This is a genomic window from Mesorhizobium sp. USDA 4413 (assembly GCF_056280365.1).
Genome location: NZ_JBVPRP010000001.1, coordinates 4,652,684 through 4,669,360, shown reverse-complemented (window position 1 = coordinate 4,669,360; position 16,677 = coordinate 4,652,684). Strand labels below are relative to the sequence as shown.

The following is a 16,677-nucleotide window of genomic DNA, read 5'->3' as shown; positions in this document are numbered from 1 at the left end:
GTTGGTACTTGGGACTCACCGCGGCGGTAGGAATGCTGGACGATCTGGTTGGTAATATCCTCGACAAGATTTCGGGCACCAGTCTGCTGGCGACCGGGCTTTTGCTGCTAACTGCCTTTGTCAGCGCGCTTGTGGCCTATTGGCGCACGGTCGAGGAGAAGAGCTGGAAGGAGTTTTTCGAGTTCGTCATCCCGCGTGAGGTCATCACCCATCCCTCCGCGAAGGCCGACCTGCTGTTCTGGATCACGAAGAAGGCCCTGATGCCTTTCCTGATGCTGCCCGCCGGAATCGTCTTCGTCACGACGGTGGGGTATGGGACCAACTGGCTGTTTTCGACACTGTTCCACTTCCAGCCGCCTCTGATCGACGGGCCGGCAGGGCCGGTGACGGTTCTGATCTTCACCGTCAGCATGCTCCTCGCCTATGACATTTCCTATTATCTCTATCACGTCGCCCAGCATCGCTATCCGCTGCTTTGGGAACTGCACAAGGTGCATCACTCGGCCGAGGTGATGGTCGGGATCACCAAGGACCGGGTCCATCCGCTCGACGAGTTGATGAACCGAGCTTGGGACGGCATCATCGCGGGGCTCTGCTTTGGCATCTGGTCGCTGATTTCGCTGAACCTTGTCGAACTGACCGTTTTTGGCGTCAACGTCTATGTCATGCGTAACATCCTGATGATGGATTTCGTCAGGCACACGCACTTCAAGATCTCGTTCGGCCCGCTCAACAATTTGATCCTGTGTCCTCACTGGCATCAGTTGCATCACAGCGTCGATCCACGGCACTACGACAAGAATTTCGGGCTGCTCTTCTCGTTCTGGGACCGGTTCTTCGGAACATTGTGTGTGCCGAGGCCCGACGAGGACTTCAAGTTCGGGCTGGTCGACCGGGATGTGCGCGACTATCAGTCGCTCGCAGGCCTTTACGTCATGCCGCTGAAGCGGATGTGGGGGCATATCGCCAGGCGCATCCGGCCCGGAAAGCCACGCTCACGTAGCTCGCGATCCTCGGAGGGGATACGGCCATGAACGCTCCCGTTGTGCTCGCAATCCCGCGGACACGCACCTTTGAAGTCGTGACATCCGCGGTGCGCCTGGCCGAGATCACACCGGCCTGGAGCGCGCTCTGGCAGCGGGCCGGCGGGCTTGTCTTCCAGCACCCGGACTGGATCGCGGCCTGGTGGCGCACCACCCCACAGCAGGAGCGGCGCGCGCTCAGGATTGGGCTTGCCTGGAACGGTGACCGGCTCGATGGCGTGATAGCGCTCGCAACCTTCAGGCGTTCCGGCATCCGCGTACTCGAATGGGCGGCAAAGGATCACAGTGACTACGGCGACGCGCTGGTTGCACCCGACAGCGACCCGCGGGCGATCTCCCGCCTCTGGCAATATGTTTTCGACCAGGGTGGCTTTGACCTGGTCTATCTCAACCGTCTGCTACCGGATGCCGGTGTTCATGCCCTCCTGGAACCAGCTCATGGCAAGGCCTTCGGTCCAACCACCGCACTGAAATCAGCTATCGTGTCGCTGGCTCCTGGCAGTGTGGGGCGGCATGGTTCGAGACGTTGTCCAAGAAGGGCCGGCAGAACTATCGTCGTGGCCGCAAGTTCATGGAAGAAAGCGGTGCATTGCGTTTCCGGCTGGTGGATGCGGAGGAGCCGCGCGAGCCGGTACTCGAGCGCGTCGCGACGTTGAAGCGCCTCTGGCTCGCTCGCCATGGTCGTGCCTCGGATCTGTTCGATAAGGGTTCGCCGGTTCTCGCCGCGCTCATTTCGGTGCTGGCCGACCTCGGGCTGTTGCGCATCTTCGTGCTGGAGCTTGACGAAACGATCGTCGCCGTCTCGATTAATTTCGAGCAGCACGGCACGATGATGGCTTTCGTCACCACCTATGATCCCGAATACGAGCGCGCCTCGCCGGGTATGGTACTGATGATGGACTATATCCAATGGTCGTTCGACCGTGGCCTTGCCGCGATTGATTTTCTCTGCGGCGGCGAGGATTTCAAGCGGCGCTTCGCCACGCAGTCTGTCACGCTGTCGTCCATGATGGGCGCGCGGGGCTTGCGTGGCCATCTTGCCGCGCTGACCGATCAGGTGAGCCATAGTTCGAAATCCTGGAGGACGCGGCAGCAGCCGAAGGCCGAGGCACCTGACGAGTAAAAACCATAATTGTCGATTGCTTTGGTGCTTTGGCGACGCTCAGAGCGCGCGCACGGCCGCAAGCACCGCTTCGGCATGGCCCTTGACGCGAACCTGTCGCCAGATGCGGGCGATGCGGCCATCCTTGCCGATCAGAAAGGTGGCGCGCTCGACGCCCATATATTTGCGGCCGTACATCGTCTTCTCGACCCACAGGTGATAAGCCTCGATCACCTTGCGCTCCTCGTCGGCGACGAGATCGACGGTGAGATCGTGCTTCGCCTTGAATTTGTCGTGTTTCTTGACGCTATCGGGCGAGAGCCCGATGACCACGGCGCCGGCCTTCTCGAATTCCGGCTTCAACTGTGAGAAGTTGATCGCCTCGGTGGTGCAACCTGTGGTGTCGTCCTGCGGATAGAAGTAGAGCACGACGGGCTTGCCTAAGAAGGCAGCGAGGCTGAGGGAGCCGCCGCCGTCACGCGGAAGATCGAATTGGGGTGCTGCGTCGCCCACCTGGAGATCAGCCATGTCGATGCCCTTGTTTGCGGTTACGCGCGGGAAATCATCGATATAACGTGAAGCCGGGATTCGTCCACGACGAGTTCGTTACAACGGAATATTGCTTGGATCAGGAAGAACCGCAGCACGAGAAGATCAGGTTCAGGCGGGACGAGATCACCGACCTGGCGAGGCTTCCGTCCGCGTGCAGCGTGCCGCCGCTTGGCCGCGCGGTGGTGCGGCGGCGCTTTCGCATTCTCGGTCGTGTCTTTGCCGGGCTTTGTGCGCTCGTGCTCCTGGCGGCGGCAGGCGTCTACATCCTCGGCGCCTCGGGCATAGGCACGGAGCGCCTCCGGGCCGAGGCGGAGACCGCCATCGAAAAGCTGGCGGGCGTCGATGTCCACGTCGCCGTCGGCGCGGCGCGGCTGACGCTCGACGGGTCGAGCTTCGTCGCCCTCCAGGTGAACGATGTCAGCCTAGAGACGGCCGACGGCAAGCCGATGGCCGATATCGGGCGCGTGCGTTTCGGCATGCGGCTGCTGCCGCTGCTTTCCGGCGATGTCCGGCTGACCAGCGCCCGATTTTCCGACGCCCACATTGTGATGGCCGCCATGCCCTCCGGCAAAGGCGACTGGACGGCGGCGCTGCGCAACGAGGATGGCCTTGTCGACCCGGAGAAAGTGTCGGCGGCGGTGTTTTCAGGCGTCAATGACGCGCTGGATGCCGTGCGCGAGGACTCCATGCGCCAGATCGATCTGCGCAATGTCGAGTTCGAGCTGCCGGACACCGGGCTGGTCAAGCGCGTGACCGTGACCTCGGCGACCGTGGTGCAGACCGGCACGGGAAGCATTCAGTTCTCCTACGATGCCGAGATCCATGGCCGGCACGCGACTTTGATCGCCTCGGCGACACGGGACGCGACGGCAAGGCGCATTTCGTCGCTGGATGCCAAACTCGAGATAGCCGGCCCTCCCGGCGAGGAGAGTTCGACAGGAACCGACCCGGCGACGGATGGCGCCAAACTGGGTTCGATCGCCTTCAAGCTCTCGGGCTCGGAAGCGTCGGGCGACACCCCGTCGCGCCTGGCTGCGTCGCTCTCGCTCAACGGTTCGGTGCTCGACCTGGACGAACGTGGGCTGCTGCCGACCGATGTCGATGCCGATGCCACGCTGGTGGCCGGTTCGAACAAGGTCTCGGTCGACCGGCTGCTGATCAAGAGCGGCCGCTCCAGCTTCGACTTTGCCGGATCGATCGGGCCGAAGCCGGCAGTCGCCGGGGAGGAGCCCGCTTATCGCTATGACCTCACCAGCGACGGCTCGACGCTTGCGCCTTCGGAATCGCCGGAACCGGCGCTGCAGTTCCTGGCCCGTATCGCCGGGATTTACCAGCCGAAGAGCCGCAAGCTCGTCGCAGAGCAGATCGGCGTGCGCTCGGGTGGACCGGGCGAGGTGCTGGGCGCCGCCACGGTGTCCTTCGTCGACAACGGTCCGCCGGGAGTATCGCTGTCGCTCAACGTTCACGACATGCCGGTGTCGCATGTCAAGCAATTGTGGCCGTGGTTCTCGGCCCGCAACGCGCGGCTTTGGGTGCTGGGCAATCTGTTCGGCGGCACGGTGACCGACGCCAATCTGCAGTTCCAGGTCGTGCCGGGGCGCCTGGGCAACGGCGTGCCGCTGACCGGCGACGAAGTGTTCGGCCGTTTCCAGATCGAAGGATCGCGCTTCGATACCGCCGGGCGCATCCCGCCGGTGCGTGACGCTGTCGGCGTCGTTGCCTTCCACGGCAACGATGTCGATATCGCACTCTCCTCCGGCAGCGTCTATATGCCGAGCGGCCGCACCGTGGCGGCAAGCGGCGGCACGTTGACGATCAAGAACGCGAACCTGCCGATTGTCGTCGGCGGGCTCGACATCGACGTCGCGGGTGAGGCCCCGGCGATCGCCGAGCTTGCCTCCTACGAGCCGATCAACGCCATGCGCCATGTCGGACTGGCGCCCGAGGACCTGTCCGGCGCCGTCACCGGCCATGTCAGGGCGGACATCCCGCTGACGAAAGGCATGGATACCTCGAAGCTCGATTGGCTGGTTTCGCTCGACTATCAGGACCTGTCGCTGGCCAAGCCTTTCGAGGATCAGACGGTCACCGAGGCGAATGGTTCGATCATCGTCGGGCCGAAGCAGGCGGTGATTTCCGCCGAGGCCAAGCTCAACGGCATTCCGGCCGAGCTCGATCTGGTCGAGCCGCTCGCCGATGACGGACCGGCGCGCAGCCGCAAGGTGGTGCTGGTCCTCGACGACAAGACGCGCAATGCCAGCATGCCCGGCCTGTCGGACCTGCTTTCGGGGACCATCAAGGTGGCGATCGACAAGAGCGGCGAGGGCGCCCAGCAGGTTTCGGCGGACCTGACCAATGCCAGGCTCGACATTCCCTGGGCGGGCTGGAGCAAGGGCGCCGGCATTCCCGCGAAGGTCGCGTTCAACATGGCGAAATCCGGCGGCACCACCACGCTGTCGGATTTCGATCTCGACGGCAAAAGCTTTTCGATCGACGGCAATGTGACCTTGGTCAACGGCGCGTTATCCACGGCCCGCTTCAGCAAGGTTTCGTTGAACCGCGGCGACGACGTTGCCGTTTCGGTGAAGCGCTCGGGCAAGAGTTATGCCGTCGACGTCAGCGGCGCGTCGCTCGACGCCCGCTCGCTGATCAAGCAGTTCACCTCGGATGTCGACACTGCGACGAAGGGCGCAGGCAGTGACGCCGTCTCGGTGAGCGCCGACGTGGCATCGCTGACCGGCTTCCATGACGAGGTGCTCTCCAATCTCAAGCTCAAATACAGCGCTGCCGGATCGCGCGTGAACGGGCTCAACGTCACCGCCGCTGCAAGCTCCGGCGCGGCGATCACGATCAACAACACCGCCAGCGAAGGCGGCCGCGTGCTCAGGGTGAAGTCCGCCGATGCCGGCGCGATCCTGCGGTTCCTCAACGTCTACGAGCATATGGAAGGCGGCGCGATCACGCTGTCGCTCTCGGGCTCCGCCGACGGACCGATGAAGGGGCAGGTGGATGCCCGCAATTTCTATATCGTCAACGAGCCAAAGCTCGCCTCGATCGTGTCGACCACTCCGGCTGGCGATACGCGCAGCCTGAACGAAGCCGTCAAAGGCAACATCGATACGTCCAGGGTGCAGTTCGAGCGCGGCTTCGCCGAGATCGACAAGGGTTCCGGCTATCTGAAACTCGCGAACGGCCTGCTGCGCGGCCCGCGCATCGGCACGACCTTCCAGGGCACGCTCTACGATCCGAACAACAACATGGACATGACCGGGACCTTCATGCCGGTCTATGGTCTCAATCGCATCTTCGGCGAACTGCCGCTGTTCGGGCCGCTGCTCGGCAATGGGCGCGACCGCGGCCTGATCGGCGTCACCTACCGGCTGCGCGGCAACGCCAACAAGCCGACGCTCAACATCAATCCGCTATCGGTGGTGGCGCCAGGCATATTCCGCTCGATCTTCGAGTACAGGCAACAGCCATCCCCAAATGCGCAATAAGATGCGGCCGATCAGCTCGGCCGCACCAGCACGTGTTTCTTCTTGCCGAGCGAAAGCTTCACGACGCCTTCCGGGCCGAGGTCCTGAAGCGTTACGACGCGTCGATCGTCGGTCAGCGGCTGGTCGTTGACGCGCACCGCGCCGCCCTGGATATGCCGGCGCGCTTCACCGTTCGAGCCGGCCAGACCGGCGCTCACGAACAGCGCCAGGATGCCGATGCCGGCTTCGAGGTCAGATTTGGCCACCTCGATGCTGGGCAGCGTGTCGGCGAGCGCGCCTTCCTCGAAGGTCTTGCGCGCCGTCTCGCTTGCGGTCTCGGCCGCGTCGCGTCCGTGCAGCATGGCGGTAATCTCGGTGGCGAGGATCTTCTTCGCTTCGTTAATCTCCGAGCCGCCGAGCTTTTCGAGGCGCGCCACCTCATCGAGCGGCAGCGTCGTGTAGAGTTTCAGGAAGCGGCCGACATCGGCGTCCTCGGTGTTGCGCCAGTACTGCCAGAACTCGTAGGGGCTCAGCATGTCGCCATCGAGCCAGACCGCGCCCGAGGCCGACTTGCCCATCTTGGCGCCGGACGAGGTTGTGAGCAGCGGCGTCGTCATGGCGAAGAGCTGCACGCCCTCCATACGATGGCCGAGATCGATGCCGTTGACGATGTTGCCCCACTGGTCCGAACCGCCCATCTGCAGCCGGCAGCCGACGCGCTTGTAGAGCTCGACGAAGTCGTAGGCCTGCAGGATCATGTAATTGAATTCGAGGAAGGACAGCGACTGCTCGCGGTCGAGCCTGAGCTTCACGCTATCGAAGGCGAGCATGCGGTTGACGGAGAAATGCCGGCCGACATCGCGCAGGAAGTTGACGTAGTTGATCTGCATCAGCCAGTCGGCGTTGTTGATCATGATCGCGTCGCCGGCGCCACTGCCGAATTTGAGGTACGGCGCGAAATTGCGGCGGATGCCGGCAAGATTGCTCTCGATGTCCTCCGGCGTCAGCAGCTTGCGCGCTTCGTCCTTGAAGGAGGGATCGCCGATCATCGAGGTGCCGCCGCCCATCAGCGCGATCGGCCGGTGGCCCGTCTGCTGCAGCCAGTGCAGCATCATGATCTGGATCAGCGATCCGGCATGCAGGCTCTTTGCCGTGGCGTCGAAGCCGATATAGGCGGTGACCGTTTCCTTGGCGAAAAGCTGGTCCAGAGCGGATTCATCCGAAATCTGGTGGATGAAGCCGCGCTCGCTCATGATGCGCAGGAAATCGGATTTGAAGGCGGACATTTTCTCTTCCTGGAGATCGCCAGGCATTCAGCCAAGCTTGCTATGAAAGGCGCGCGTTTAGCATCCACGCGCCGTTAGCAAAAGTGGTTTCCGGCTTTTGCGATGGATTGGATGCGGCGCCCGGGCATCCTTGCTTCACCCTTTTTGCTGGCGTAATGAAGCGCCGCGCAAAGACAGGCGCCCACGCGCCGCGACGGGGCTATCCCGCAGTTTCAGATCGGACGAGCTCCCGCGATGAACACGAACTACCTTATCCTCTTTCTGTTCAGCATCATCATGACGGTCAGCGGGCTGGCCAGCCTGCCGCCCGTCGACCGCGACGAATCCCGCTTCGTCCAGGCGACCAAGCAGATGGTCGAGACGGGCGACTATGTCGACATCCGCCTGCAGGATGTTTCACGCTACAAGAAGCCGATCGGCATCTACTGGCTGCAGTCTGCGGCGGTCGCGTTGAGCGGCGAGGGGGCGGCGGCGCCGATCTGGGTTTATCGCCTGGTCTCGATGCTGGGCATAGCGCTGGCGGTGGTCGGCATCGGCTGGACCGGGACAAAGCTCTTCGGCGCCAATGCCGGGCTGGCCGCCGGCCTGATGATGGCGGCGATCTTCGCCACTGCCTTCGAGGGGCGCGACGCCAAGACCGACGCCATGCTTCTCGCCTGCTGCGTGATGGCGCAAGGCTCGCTGGCGCAGGTCTATCTAGCGGCAAAGCGCAACGAGCCGGTACCCGGGCATTTGCCGTGGATCTTCTGGACCGCGCAAGGCTTGGGCATCCTGATCAAGGGCCCTGTCTCGCCGCTCTTGTCGATGCTGACCGCCGCTGCGCTCTTTGCCTTCGACCGCGATTGGCGCTGGCTCACTAAGATGAAGCTGGTGCGCGGCGTAGTGATCGTGCTGGCCATCGTCTTGCCCTGGCTGATCCTGATCACCTGGAAGAGCGGCGGCGCCTTCTTCCAGGAGGCGGTCGGCAAGGACATGCTGAACAAGGTGGCGCAGGGCGAGGAATCGCACGGCCTGCCGCCCGGCTTCTATATGCTCACCTATTCGCTGTTCATGTGGCCTTTCGGGCTGATCGCGGTCGGCGCCGGGCTGCAGGCGATCAACCGTTTCTGGGACGATCCACGCCTGCGTTTCTGTCTGGCCTGGTACATCCCGTTCTGGCTGGTGTTCGAGGCGATCCCGACCAAGCTGCCGCACTATGTGATGCCGGCCTATCCGGGCATGGCGCTCCTGATCGGCTGGCTGCTCACCTTGCCGGCCGACAAGGCCAACGCGCCGCTCAAGCGCTGGCAGACATGGCTGTGGTGGGCGACAGCCTTCGGCCTTGCCGTGGTGGCGATCGGTCTTGCCGTGGTCTGCGTCGGCGCGCCGCTTTATCTGGCAAAGACCTTCTCCTGGTGGAGCATACCGGCGGCGATCGCCGCTCTGGTCACCGGCTACCTTGCCTTTCCGCGGCAATTGCAGGTGCCGCTTCCGCGCATCGCCGCGATCGCGGTCGGTGCCGGCATCACCTTCAGCCTGCTGTTCGGCGTCATCGCGCCGTCCCTGAAGCCGATTTGGCTGAGCCCCGCCGTCAAGGCCGCTGTCGACGCCAACCGGCCTTGCGACACCACGGTGCTTGCCTCGGCGAAATTCCAGGAGCCGAGCCTGGTCTTCCTGGTCGGCACCAAGACCGTCCTTACCGATGTCGAGGGGGTGGCGCGGCATCTGCTTGACGATCCCTCCTGCGCGCTCGGACTGGCGCCCATCAAGGACGAGCAGAAGCTTGCCGATGTGCTGACCACGCAGGGCAAATCGGCGAAGCGGCTGACGGAGATCGACGGCATCAACTATTCGTCAGGAGACAAGCTGTCGCTCGGGCTTTACCGGGTGGCGCCGTGATGAATAGCGTCGGACGTCGAACGCCCCTATAAGCACTAAAGCCATGTCGATCGCGCCCCTTGTCTTTTGCCGCCGCTCGCTCGGCAATTTTCGCAACACGATTGCGATCGTGAGCCGACGCTTTGCCGTGCGGCCCGCGCGCTATCCGAGAATTCTATGGAGCGTCTGGCTCATAGCTTGGGCGCTGCTCATCGTTGCGACCTTCCTGCGCTTCGACGCCGGCGCGGGCGAGATGCGCGGCGAATGGTCACCCGGCTTCGCGCGCTTCACCGACTTCTTCACGCAATTCGGCCTGGGCGGCTGGTACCTCATTCCGGCGGCGCTCTGCCTCGTCGCGGCCAATCTGACGGATTGGCGCGGCCTGTCCCGGCATGGCCGGATGATCGTCTACAATTGGACCTGCTTCGCCTTCCTGGTGCTCTGCGCCGCCGGCTTGTCGGGCCTCGCGGTCAACCTGCTGAAATACGGCATCGGCCGCGCCCGGCCGCTTTATTTCGACAGTTTCGGGGTCCTGTCGCTGCATCCTTTCGCCATGGACGCGCGCTTTGCCGGCTTTCCATCCGGTCATGCCACGACAATGGGCGCGGTCTTCGGCATCCTGCTGCTGTTGTTCCCCCCCGGCGCTGGTATCTTGCGTTGGCGGTCACCGCCTGCATCGCTTCGACACGCGTCTTCGTCGGCGCGCATTATCCGAGCGATACGGTCGCGGGCTTCGGCCTTGGGCTGGCGTTCGCGGTGGTTTCGGGTCTGGTGTTCGCCCGGCTGGGTTTCATCTTCGGCCAGACAAGCTCGAAACTGCCGGTGCGCAAACGGACATTCCGGCTGGGACCGTTCCGCGCGCCGAGAGGCAGGATTTCGACGGCCGGCCCGGTCGAGGCCGCCGGGATCGCCGTCGACCGAGCTCCTTAAGGCGTCTGGACCGGCAGCCTGCCGTGCTTAGCGCAGGCGCTTCGGCCTCGGATCTGCGAGCTCGCCGGCCAGGCGCCGGTCGAGATAATCGGCGCATTCCTGGATCAGCTGCTCGGTGTCGTTGGCGAAGAAATGATTGGCGCCCGGCAGCGTCTTCTGGGTGATGGTGATGCCCTTTTGCGTGTGCAGCTTGTCGACCAGGCCCTGCACGTCCTTGGGCGGCGCCACCTTGTCGGCATCGCCATGGATGATCAGGCCGGATGAGGGGCAGGGCGCCAGGAAGGAGAAATCATAGGTGTTGGGCTGCGGCGCGACCGAGATGAAGCCCTCGATCTCCGGCCGGCGCATTAGAAGCTGCATGCCGATCCACGAGCCGAAGGAGTAGCCGGCGACCCAGCAGCTCTTGGAATCCGGATGCAGCGACTGGACCCAGTCGAGCGCCGCGGCCGCGTCCGACAATTCGCCGGTGCCGTGGTCGAACTCGCCCTGGCTGCGGCCGATGCCGCGGAAATTGAAGCGCAGCACCGTGAAATCGCGCTTCTGGAACATGTAGAAGAGGTCGTAGACGATCTTGTTGTTCATCGTGCCGCCGAATTGCGGGTGCGGGTGCAGCACGATGGCGATCGGGGCGCTCTTTTCCTTCGAGGGCTGATAACGTCCCTCCAAGCGACCAGCCGGACCGGCGAAAATGACCTCAGGCATAAAATACTCCACGTGGCATATGAATGCGCTAGCCCGGAACTCTTTCGGCCCTAACTGTCCTGCGGCCCCAAACCTTCTGTGGCCTTGACGCCGGGCGAGCGTCTTCCTAGAAGCTAGTTTAGAATTGTTCAAAACTGGGAGGCCGAAACCCGATGGTCCGGCCGCCCGCGCCGCAAGCCGGGTAGATAGGACGGCTTGCCTTGCAATTTCAAGGAAATAACGCGCTATCCTCGCGGGATAGTTGGCGGAAGGACGAACTGAGCGAAAATGGCCGCACCCCGCGCCTATCTCGACTACAACGCCAGCGCGCCGCTCATTGCGGAAGCGCGCGCGGCGATGGTCGCAGCGCTCGACGCCGCCAACCCGTCATCGGTCCACACCGAAGGGCGCGCCTCGCGCCGCCTGATAGAGGATGCGCGCCGCGACGTGGCCCGGCTGGTCAATGCCAGGCCCGAGCATGTCGTCTTCACCTCCGGCGCCACCGAGGCGGCCTCGACGCTGCTTACGCCAGACTGGCAGATGGGACGCGGCGCCATCCGCATGAGCCATCTCTACGTCTCCGCCGCCGACCATCCCTGCATCCTCAATGGCGGACGCTTCGCGGCCGCGCAGGTAACGAGGATCGGCGTCGATCGCAACGGTATTGCCGATCTCGAGGCGCTTGCCGCCGCGCTTGCCGCGCATGACAAGGCCGCCGGCCTGCCGCTGGTGGCGATCCATGCAGCCAACAACGAGACCGGTGTCATCCAGCCGGTCGGTCGCATCGGCGAAATCGTCAAGGCCGCCGGCGGGGTGCTGGTCGTCGACGCCGTGCAGGCCGCCGGGCGGATTCCGATCGATATGTCAGGCCCTTATGCCGATTATCTGATCCTGTCCTCGCACAAGATGGGCGGGGCTAAGGGTGTCGGCGCGATCGTTGCCGCGTCCGACCTGATGATGCCGCGGCCGCTGGTCAATGGCGGCGGCCAGGAGAAGGGCCATCGCGCCGGCACGGAAAACGTCGCCGGGATTGCCGGTTTCGGCGCCGCCGCGCGGGTCGCACTGGCGGATCTCGCCGAGATGGGGGCCATCGCGCGCCGGCGCGACGAGATCGAGGCCATCGTGGCCGAATTGGCGCCCGACGCGGAAATCTTCGGAAATGGCGCTCAAAGGCTTGCCAACACGACATTCTTCGCTATTCCCGGCGTCAAGGCCGAGACTGCGCAGATTGCTTTCGATCTTGCCGGCGTCGCTCTGTCGGCGGGCTCGGCCTGCTCGTCGGGAAAGGTCGGGCAAAGCCATGTGCTGAAGGCCATGGGCCATGGCGACAGCCTCGGCGCCTTGCGCGTCTCGATCGGCCGCGCGACCGGCCCCGAGGATATCGCGGCCTTCCGGGCGGCGCTGGCCGGCATCGTCGCGCGCCGCGCGGGCAAGGAAGAAGCCGCCTGACGGCGGCAAGGCAACGGAGCGAGAAACGCCTTGCGGTTCTCGGATTTCCGCTGCTCGAAGACGAATTCAGGCCTTATGGCCTGGTAGAGCCGTGCGTTTTGTCCTGGCCGGGTGAATTTCCGGCGGACACGCACTATATGGAGCTTACTCCGCTGCGCACCCCCCGCCGGGACGCGACCACAGCGGTGCCATAGTTTGAAAACTGCCGGGCCTTGACCCCGGCGTGGATGGAGAACGCTTATGCCTGCTGTGCAGGAGACGATCGATCGGGTTCGAAAGATCGACGTCGACCAGTATAAATACGGATTCCAGACAGAGATCGAGATGGACAAGGCCCCCAAGGGCCTGAGCGAAGACATCATTCGCTTGATCTCGGAGAAGAAGGGCGAGCCGGACTGGATGCTGGAATGGCGTCTGGGAGCCTATCGCCGCTGGCTGACGCTGGAAGAGCCGACCTGGGCGCGTGTCCACTATCCGAAGATCGACTTCCAGGACATTCACTATTACGCCGCGCCGAAGAGCGCGCCGGGGCCGAAGTCGCTGAGCGAGGTCGATCCTGAACTGCTCAAGGTCTACGAAAAGCTCGGCATTCCGCTCAAGGAGCAGGAAATCCTGGCCGGGGTGCAGAGGCCCGCGGTAACGGACGAGGACGAGATCGGCGACAATGTCTACAAATCCGGCCGCGTCGCGGTCGACGCCGTGTTCGATTCCGTCTCGGTGGTCACCACCTTCAAGGAAGAGCTCGCCAAGGCGGGCGTGATATTCTGCTCGATCTCGGAAGCGATCCGCGAGCATCCGGAGCTGGTGCAGAAATATCTCGGCTCAGTCGTGCCGACCTCGGACAATTTCTACGCGACGCTGAATTCGGCCGTGTTCACCGACGGCTCGTTCGTCTTCGTGCCCAAGGGCGTGCGCTGCCCGATGGAGCTGTCGACCTATTTCCGCATCAACGAGAAGAACACCGGCCAGTTCGAGCGTACGCTGATCATCGCCGAGGAGGGGGCTTACGTCTCCTATCTCGAAGGCTGCACGGCGCCGCAGCGCGACGAGAACCAGCTGCATGCCGCGGTGGTCGAGCTGATCGCGCTCGACGATGCCGAGATCAAATATTCGACGGTGCAGAACTGGTATCCCGGCGACGCCGAGGGCAAGGGTGGCATCTACAATTTCGTCACCAAGCGCGGCGACTGCCGCGGCGACCGCTCGAAGATCTCGTGGACGCAGGTCGAGACCGGCTCGGCCATCACCTGGAAATATCCGAGCTGCATCCTGCGCGGCGACGATTCCTCGGGCGAGTTCTATTCGATCGCGGTCTCGAACGGCTATCAGCAGGTCGATAGCGGCACCAAGATGATCCACCTCGGCAAGAACACGTCGAGCCGCATCATCTCCAAGGGCATCGCCGCCGGCTTCTCGCAGAACACCTATCGCGGCCAGGTCTCGGCGCATCGCAAGGCGACCAACGCGCGCAACTTCACCAATTGCGACTCGCTTCTGATCGGCGACCAGTGCGGCGCGCACACCGTGCCTTACATGGAAGCCAAGAACGCGACGGCGCAGTTCGAGCACGAAGCGACGACGTCGAAGATCTCCGAGGATCAGAAGTTCTACGTCATGCAGCGCGGCATCCCCGAGGAGGAGGCGATCGCGCTGATCGTCAACGGCTTCGTCAAGGACGTCATCCAGCAGCTGCCGATGGAATTCGCCGTCGAGGCGCAGAAGCTGATCGGTATCTCACTTGAGGGGAGCGTGGGTTGAGTGATGATGAGGACGGTCCGCCGCTGGTTGCACGCGTCCACCAGTTTGACAGGGATACTGGCGAGTTGCCTGACGATTATCGGGCCAACGCTGACGAGCAAGTTTGCGGAGACCTGGCAACGTCGCTCGCGAACTATCTCCGAGGCTTTGCTGCCGAAAACAAAGTCGTGGTCGGCATTGAAGTCGAAGGCAACCGGATTAGCGCCGGTCGCGATGACGGCACGGAATTGACGATCGCGATCTACGGTCCGGAGATTTTTGAGATTACGAGATGGCCGAATCCTGCCGATTGTCTTGGAGACGGGACCTTGCGATTTGACCTGGCTCCTGAACTTGAAAGCGGTGTCGCCGTATCATTGGCCCGGCGATACATTACTAACGGAACGATAGAGCAAGAAAATGCTTGAGATCAAGAACCTGCACGCCCGCATCGTCGATGACGGCACCGAGATCATCCGCGGGCTGGACCTGACAGTAAAAGCCGGCGAGGTCGCGGCCATTATGGGGCCGAACGGCTCGGGCAAGTCGACGCTGTCCTATATCCTTGCCGGCCGCGAGGACTATGAGGTGACCGAGGGTGACATCCTCTATAATGGCCAGTCGATCCTCGAAATGGATCCGGCCGAGCGCGCCACGGCGGGCATCTTCCTCGCCTTCCAGTATCCGATGGAGATACCGGGCGTGGCGACCATGGAATTCCTCAAGGTGGCGATGAACGAGCAGCGCAAGGCGCGCGGCGAGGAGCCGCTCAAGGTGCCGGAATTTTTGAAGCGCGTGAAGGAAGCCGCCGCCTCGCTCAACATGGACATGAACATGCTGAAGCGGCCGCTCAATGTCGGTTTCTCCGGCGGCGAGAAGAAGCGCGCCGAAATCCTGCAGATGAAGCTGCTCGAGCCAAAACTCTGCGTGCTCGACGAGACCGATTCCGGCCTCGACATCGACGCGCTGAAGATCGTCTCGGACGGGGTCAACGCGCTGCGTTCGCCGGAGCGCGCCATCGTCGTCATCACCCACTACCAGCGTCTGCTCGAGCACATCGTGCCGGACTCGGTGCACGTGCTCTACAAGGGGCAGGTTATCAAGTCGGGCGACAAGTCGCTGGCGCTCGATCTCGAGGCCAACGGCTATGCCGGCGTGATCGGTGAAGCCGCGTGAGATGGGAGCGGTCGAGGCAAGAACAATGAACATGCACGCACAGCCCCAGCGGACCTTGGCCGAGACGGCGCTGATCGATGCCTTCGGCGAGCGGCTGTCGCTGCTGCCGGGCGACGGCGCGGTGATGGTTAAGCGCGACGACGCGATCGAGGCGATCAAGCACGGACTGCCGACGCGCCGCGTCGAATCCTGGCACTATACGGATCTACGCCGGCTGCTGACCAAGGTGCCGGCTTTCGAGGCCGGCGCCGTTACAAAGGCCCTGGCGCCGGTGCTTGAAGGGTCGGCGGTCCTGCCGGTGCTGAACGGCGTCTCGCAGACGAAGCTGCCGGAGATCGGAGGCGTCACGGTGCAGCGCCTGTCGGAGAAGCTGACCGACGGCAGTGTCGCGCCCGGGCTCGATCCCTATGGCAGCGACGATGCGATCGGTGCGCTGAACACCGCCTTCGTCGCCGACGGCTATTTCGTCGACATCGCCGAGGGTGCCAAATTGGAAAAGCCGGTCGAATTGCAGAACCTGCAGGCCGGCGGCCAATCGCATGTGCGGCTCTTTGCGCGTGTCGGGGCCGGGGCCAAGGCGATTATCCTTGAACGCCAGACCGGTGAGGGCGAAGGGGCGCTCGTCAGCTCGGTCAGTCAGCTTGTGGTCGGCGACGGCGCGGAAGTGACCTGGCTGATCGTGCAGGAGCAGCCGGACACGGCCACGCATCTCGCCCAGTTCAAGGCGCATATCGGCAAGGACGCAAAGCTGACGCTGTTCGTGATGAATGCCGGCGGCAGGCTGGTGCGCCAGGAGGTCGTTGTCAGGACGACGGGCGAGGGCGCCGATTTCAAATTGCGCGGCATCAATCTTCTCGCCGGCGACACGCATACCGACACCACCATGGTGCTCGATCACGCCGTGCCACATACCACCTCGACGGAAGTGATGCGAAACGTCGTGACAGGCGAGGCGCGCGGCGTCTTCCAGGGCCGCATCAACGTGCATCAATACGCGCAGAAGACCAACGCCAAGATGGCCTGCAACACGCTGCTCCTGTCGGATGACGGCGAGTTCTCGACCAAGCCGGAGCTGGAAATCTTCGCCGACGACGTCGTCTGCGGCCATGGCGCGACCGTCACCGAGATCGACCACAACCATCTGTTCTACCTGATGGCGCGCGGCATCGACGAAAAGTCGGCACGGGGCCTTCTGGTGAAGGCTTTCGTGGCCGAAGTGATCGAGGAATTGGACGACGAGGCGTTGGTCGAGGCGCTCGAAGAGCGGCTCGACGGCTGGTTTTCGACGCACGGATAGCGCCAGACCTTCTCCCCTTGTGGGAGAAGGTGGATCGGCGCGCAGCGCCGAGACGGATGAGGGGTGCTGGACGGAGTGAGGCGTTGCCTCG

General features: G+C 63.4%; 14 protein-coding genes and 1 pseudogene. 12 read left to right on the top strand and 3 right to left on the bottom strand.

The features are described from left to right. The first annotated feature begins 32 nt into the window (after nucleotides 1–32). The 3 genes from ACVMIM_RS22870 to ACVMIM_RS22860 are packed head-to-tail and all read left to right on the top strand — an operon-like array spanning nucleotide 33 to nucleotide 2,166. The gene (locus tag ACVMIM_RS22870) at nucleotides 33–1,034 is read left to right on the top strand and encodes a sterol desaturase family protein (protein WP_476114715.1); all 1,002 of its coding nucleotides are present in this window, start codon (nucleotides 33–35) and stop codon (nucleotides 1,032–1,034) included. Continuing rightward, nucleotides 1,031–1,699, top strand: a complete 669-nt coding sequence (locus ACVMIM_RS22865; protein ID WP_476114714.1) for a GNAT family N-acetyltransferase — start codon at nucleotides 1,031–1,033, stop codon at nucleotides 1,697–1,699. The genes ACVMIM_RS22870 and ACVMIM_RS22865 overlap by 4 nt, the downstream gene beginning before the upstream one ends. Next, nucleotides 1,615–2,166: a GNAT family N-acetyltransferase gene (locus ACVMIM_RS22860; protein ID WP_476114713.1), complete on the top strand. Its 552-nt coding sequence runs from the start codon at nucleotides 1,615–1,617 to the stop codon at nucleotides 2,164–2,166. Before ACVMIM_RS22865 ends, ACVMIM_RS22860 begins: the two co-directional genes overlap by 85 nt. Before the next feature lie 39 nt (nucleotides 2,167–2,205). Here ACVMIM_RS22860 and ACVMIM_RS22855 read toward each other — a convergent pair whose 3' ends face one another. Next, entirely contained in the window at nucleotides 2,206–2,673 is a 468-nt protein-coding gene (locus ACVMIM_RS22855) for a peroxiredoxin (RefSeq protein WP_476114712.1), read from the bottom strand. 95 nt (nucleotides 2,674–2,768) lie between these two features. Between ACVMIM_RS22855 and ACVMIM_RS22850 the strand changes: the two genes are divergently transcribed. Further along, nucleotides 2,769–6,194: a hypothetical protein gene (locus ACVMIM_RS22850; RefSeq protein WP_476114711.1), complete on the top strand. Its 3,426-nt coding sequence runs from the start codon at nucleotides 2,769–2,771 to the stop codon at nucleotides 6,192–6,194. An 11-nt stretch (nucleotides 6,195–6,205) separates the two neighbouring features. On the opposite strand, the gene tyrS is transcribed toward ACVMIM_RS22850, so the two are convergent. Next, the gene (gene tyrS / locus ACVMIM_RS22845) at nucleotides 6,206–7,459 is read right to left on the bottom strand and encodes a tyrosine--tRNA ligase (protein ID WP_476114710.1); all 1,254 of its coding nucleotides are present in this window, start codon (nucleotides 7,457–7,459) and stop codon (nucleotides 6,206–6,208) included. Between the two features lie 234 nt (nucleotides 7,460–7,693). On the opposite strand from tyrS, the gene ACVMIM_RS22840 reads away from it, so the two are divergent. From ACVMIM_RS22840 to ACVMIM_RS22830, 3 genes and pseudogenes are all read left to right on the top strand, one after another. Beyond that, on the top strand, nucleotides 7,694–9,337 hold the full coding sequence (locus ACVMIM_RS22840; protein ID WP_476114709.1) for an ArnT family glycosyltransferase: 1,644 nt from the start codon (nucleotides 7,694–7,696) through the stop codon (nucleotides 9,335–9,337). 43 nt (nucleotides 9,338–9,380) lie between these two features. Continuing rightward, nucleotides 9,381–9,893, top strand: a pseudogene (locus ACVMIM_RS22835) (phosphatase PAP2 family protein); the annotation flags it as partial. Nucleotides 9,894–9,973: 80 nt separating this feature from the next. Continuing rightward, nucleotides 9,974–10,246, top strand: a complete 273-nt coding sequence (locus tag ACVMIM_RS22830; RefSeq protein WP_476114708.1) for a phosphatase PAP2 family protein — start codon at nucleotides 9,974–9,976, stop codon at nucleotides 10,244–10,246. Nucleotides 10,247–10,273: 27 nt separating this feature from the next. Here the strand turns inward: ACVMIM_RS22830 and ACVMIM_RS22825 are convergent, their stop codons facing one another. After that, a complete protein-coding gene (locus tag ACVMIM_RS22825) occupies nucleotides 10,274–10,948 on the bottom strand; it encodes an alpha/beta hydrolase (protein WP_040981311.1) in 675 nt (224 codons plus the stop codon). 267 nt (nucleotides 10,949–11,215) lie between these two features. Here ACVMIM_RS22825 and ACVMIM_RS22820 point away from each other — a divergent pair, with 267 nt between their 5' ends. From ACVMIM_RS22820 to sufD, 5 genes are all read left to right on the top strand, one after another. Then, nucleotides 11,216–12,376 (top strand): cysteine desulfurase family protein, encoded by a 1,161-nt coding sequence (locus ACVMIM_RS22820; RefSeq protein WP_476114707.1) that lies wholly within the window; start codon nucleotides 11,216–11,218, stop codon nucleotides 12,374–12,376. Between the two features lie 240 nt (nucleotides 12,377–12,616). Further along, nucleotides 12,617–14,134 (top strand): Fe-S cluster assembly protein SufB, encoded by a 1,518-nt coding sequence (sufB, locus tag ACVMIM_RS22815; RefSeq protein WP_476114706.1) that lies wholly within the window; start codon nucleotides 12,617–12,619, stop codon nucleotides 14,132–14,134. Then, on the top strand, nucleotides 14,131–14,541 hold the full coding sequence (locus ACVMIM_RS22810) for a hypothetical protein (RefSeq protein WP_476114704.1): 411 nt from the start codon (nucleotides 14,131–14,133) through the stop codon (nucleotides 14,539–14,541). The genes sufB and ACVMIM_RS22810 overlap by 4 nt, the downstream gene beginning before the upstream one ends. Further along, nucleotides 14,534–15,289, top strand: a complete 756-nt coding sequence (gene sufC / locus ACVMIM_RS22805) for a Fe-S cluster assembly ATPase SufC (RefSeq protein WP_476114703.1) — start codon at nucleotides 14,534–14,536, stop codon at nucleotides 15,287–15,289. Before ACVMIM_RS22810 ends, sufC begins: the two co-directional genes overlap by 8 nt. A gap of 25 nt (nucleotides 15,290–15,314) precedes the next feature. Then, nucleotides 15,315–16,586 carry a Fe-S cluster assembly protein SufD gene (sufD, locus tag ACVMIM_RS22800; protein ID WP_476114702.1) on the top strand — a complete coding sequence of 424 codons (1,272 nt, stop codon included), beginning with the start codon at nucleotides 15,315–15,317 and terminating at the stop codon, nucleotides 16,584–16,586. Nucleotides 16,587–16,677 lie beyond the last annotated feature (91 nt).

Coding starts and splice junctions, on each gene's coding strand:
- ACVMIM_RS22865 (WP_476114714.1), top strand. CDS start 1,031: ATGAACGCTCCCGTTGTGCTCGCAATCCCGCGGACACGCACCTTTGAA.
- ACVMIM_RS22860 (WP_476114713.1), top strand. CDS start 1,615: ATGGAAGAAAGCGGTGCATTGCGTTTCCGGCTGGTGGATGCGGAGGAG.
- sufC (WP_476114703.1), top strand. CDS start 14,534: ATGCTTGAGATCAAGAACCTGCACGCCCGCATCGTCGATGACGGCACC.
- ACVMIM_RS22840 (WP_476114709.1), top strand. CDS start 7,694: ATGAACACGAACTACCTTATCCTCTTTCTGTTCAGCATCATCATGACG.
- ACVMIM_RS22855 (WP_476114712.1), bottom strand. CDS start 2,673: ATGGCTGATCTCCAGGTGGGCGACGCAGCACCCCAATTCGATCTTCCG.
- ACVMIM_RS22870 (WP_476114715.1), top strand. CDS start 33: ATGCTGGACGATCTGGTTGGTAATATCCTCGACAAGATTTCGGGCACC.
- ACVMIM_RS22820 (WP_476114707.1), top strand. CDS start 11,216: ATGGCCGCACCCCGCGCCTATCTCGACTACAACGCCAGCGCGCCGCTC.
- sufB (WP_476114706.1), top strand. CDS start 12,617: ATGCCTGCTGTGCAGGAGACGATCGATCGGGTTCGAAAGATCGACGTC.
- sufD (WP_476114702.1), top strand. CDS start 15,315: ATGAACATGCACGCACAGCCCCAGCGGACCTTGGCCGAGACGGCGCTG.
- ACVMIM_RS22825 (WP_040981311.1), bottom strand. CDS start 10,948: ATGCCTGAGGTCATTTTCGCCGGTCCGGCTGGTCGCTTGGAGGGACGT.
- tyrS (WP_476114710.1), bottom strand. CDS start 7,459: ATGTCCGCCTTCAAATCCGATTTCCTGCGCATCATGAGCGAGCGCGGC.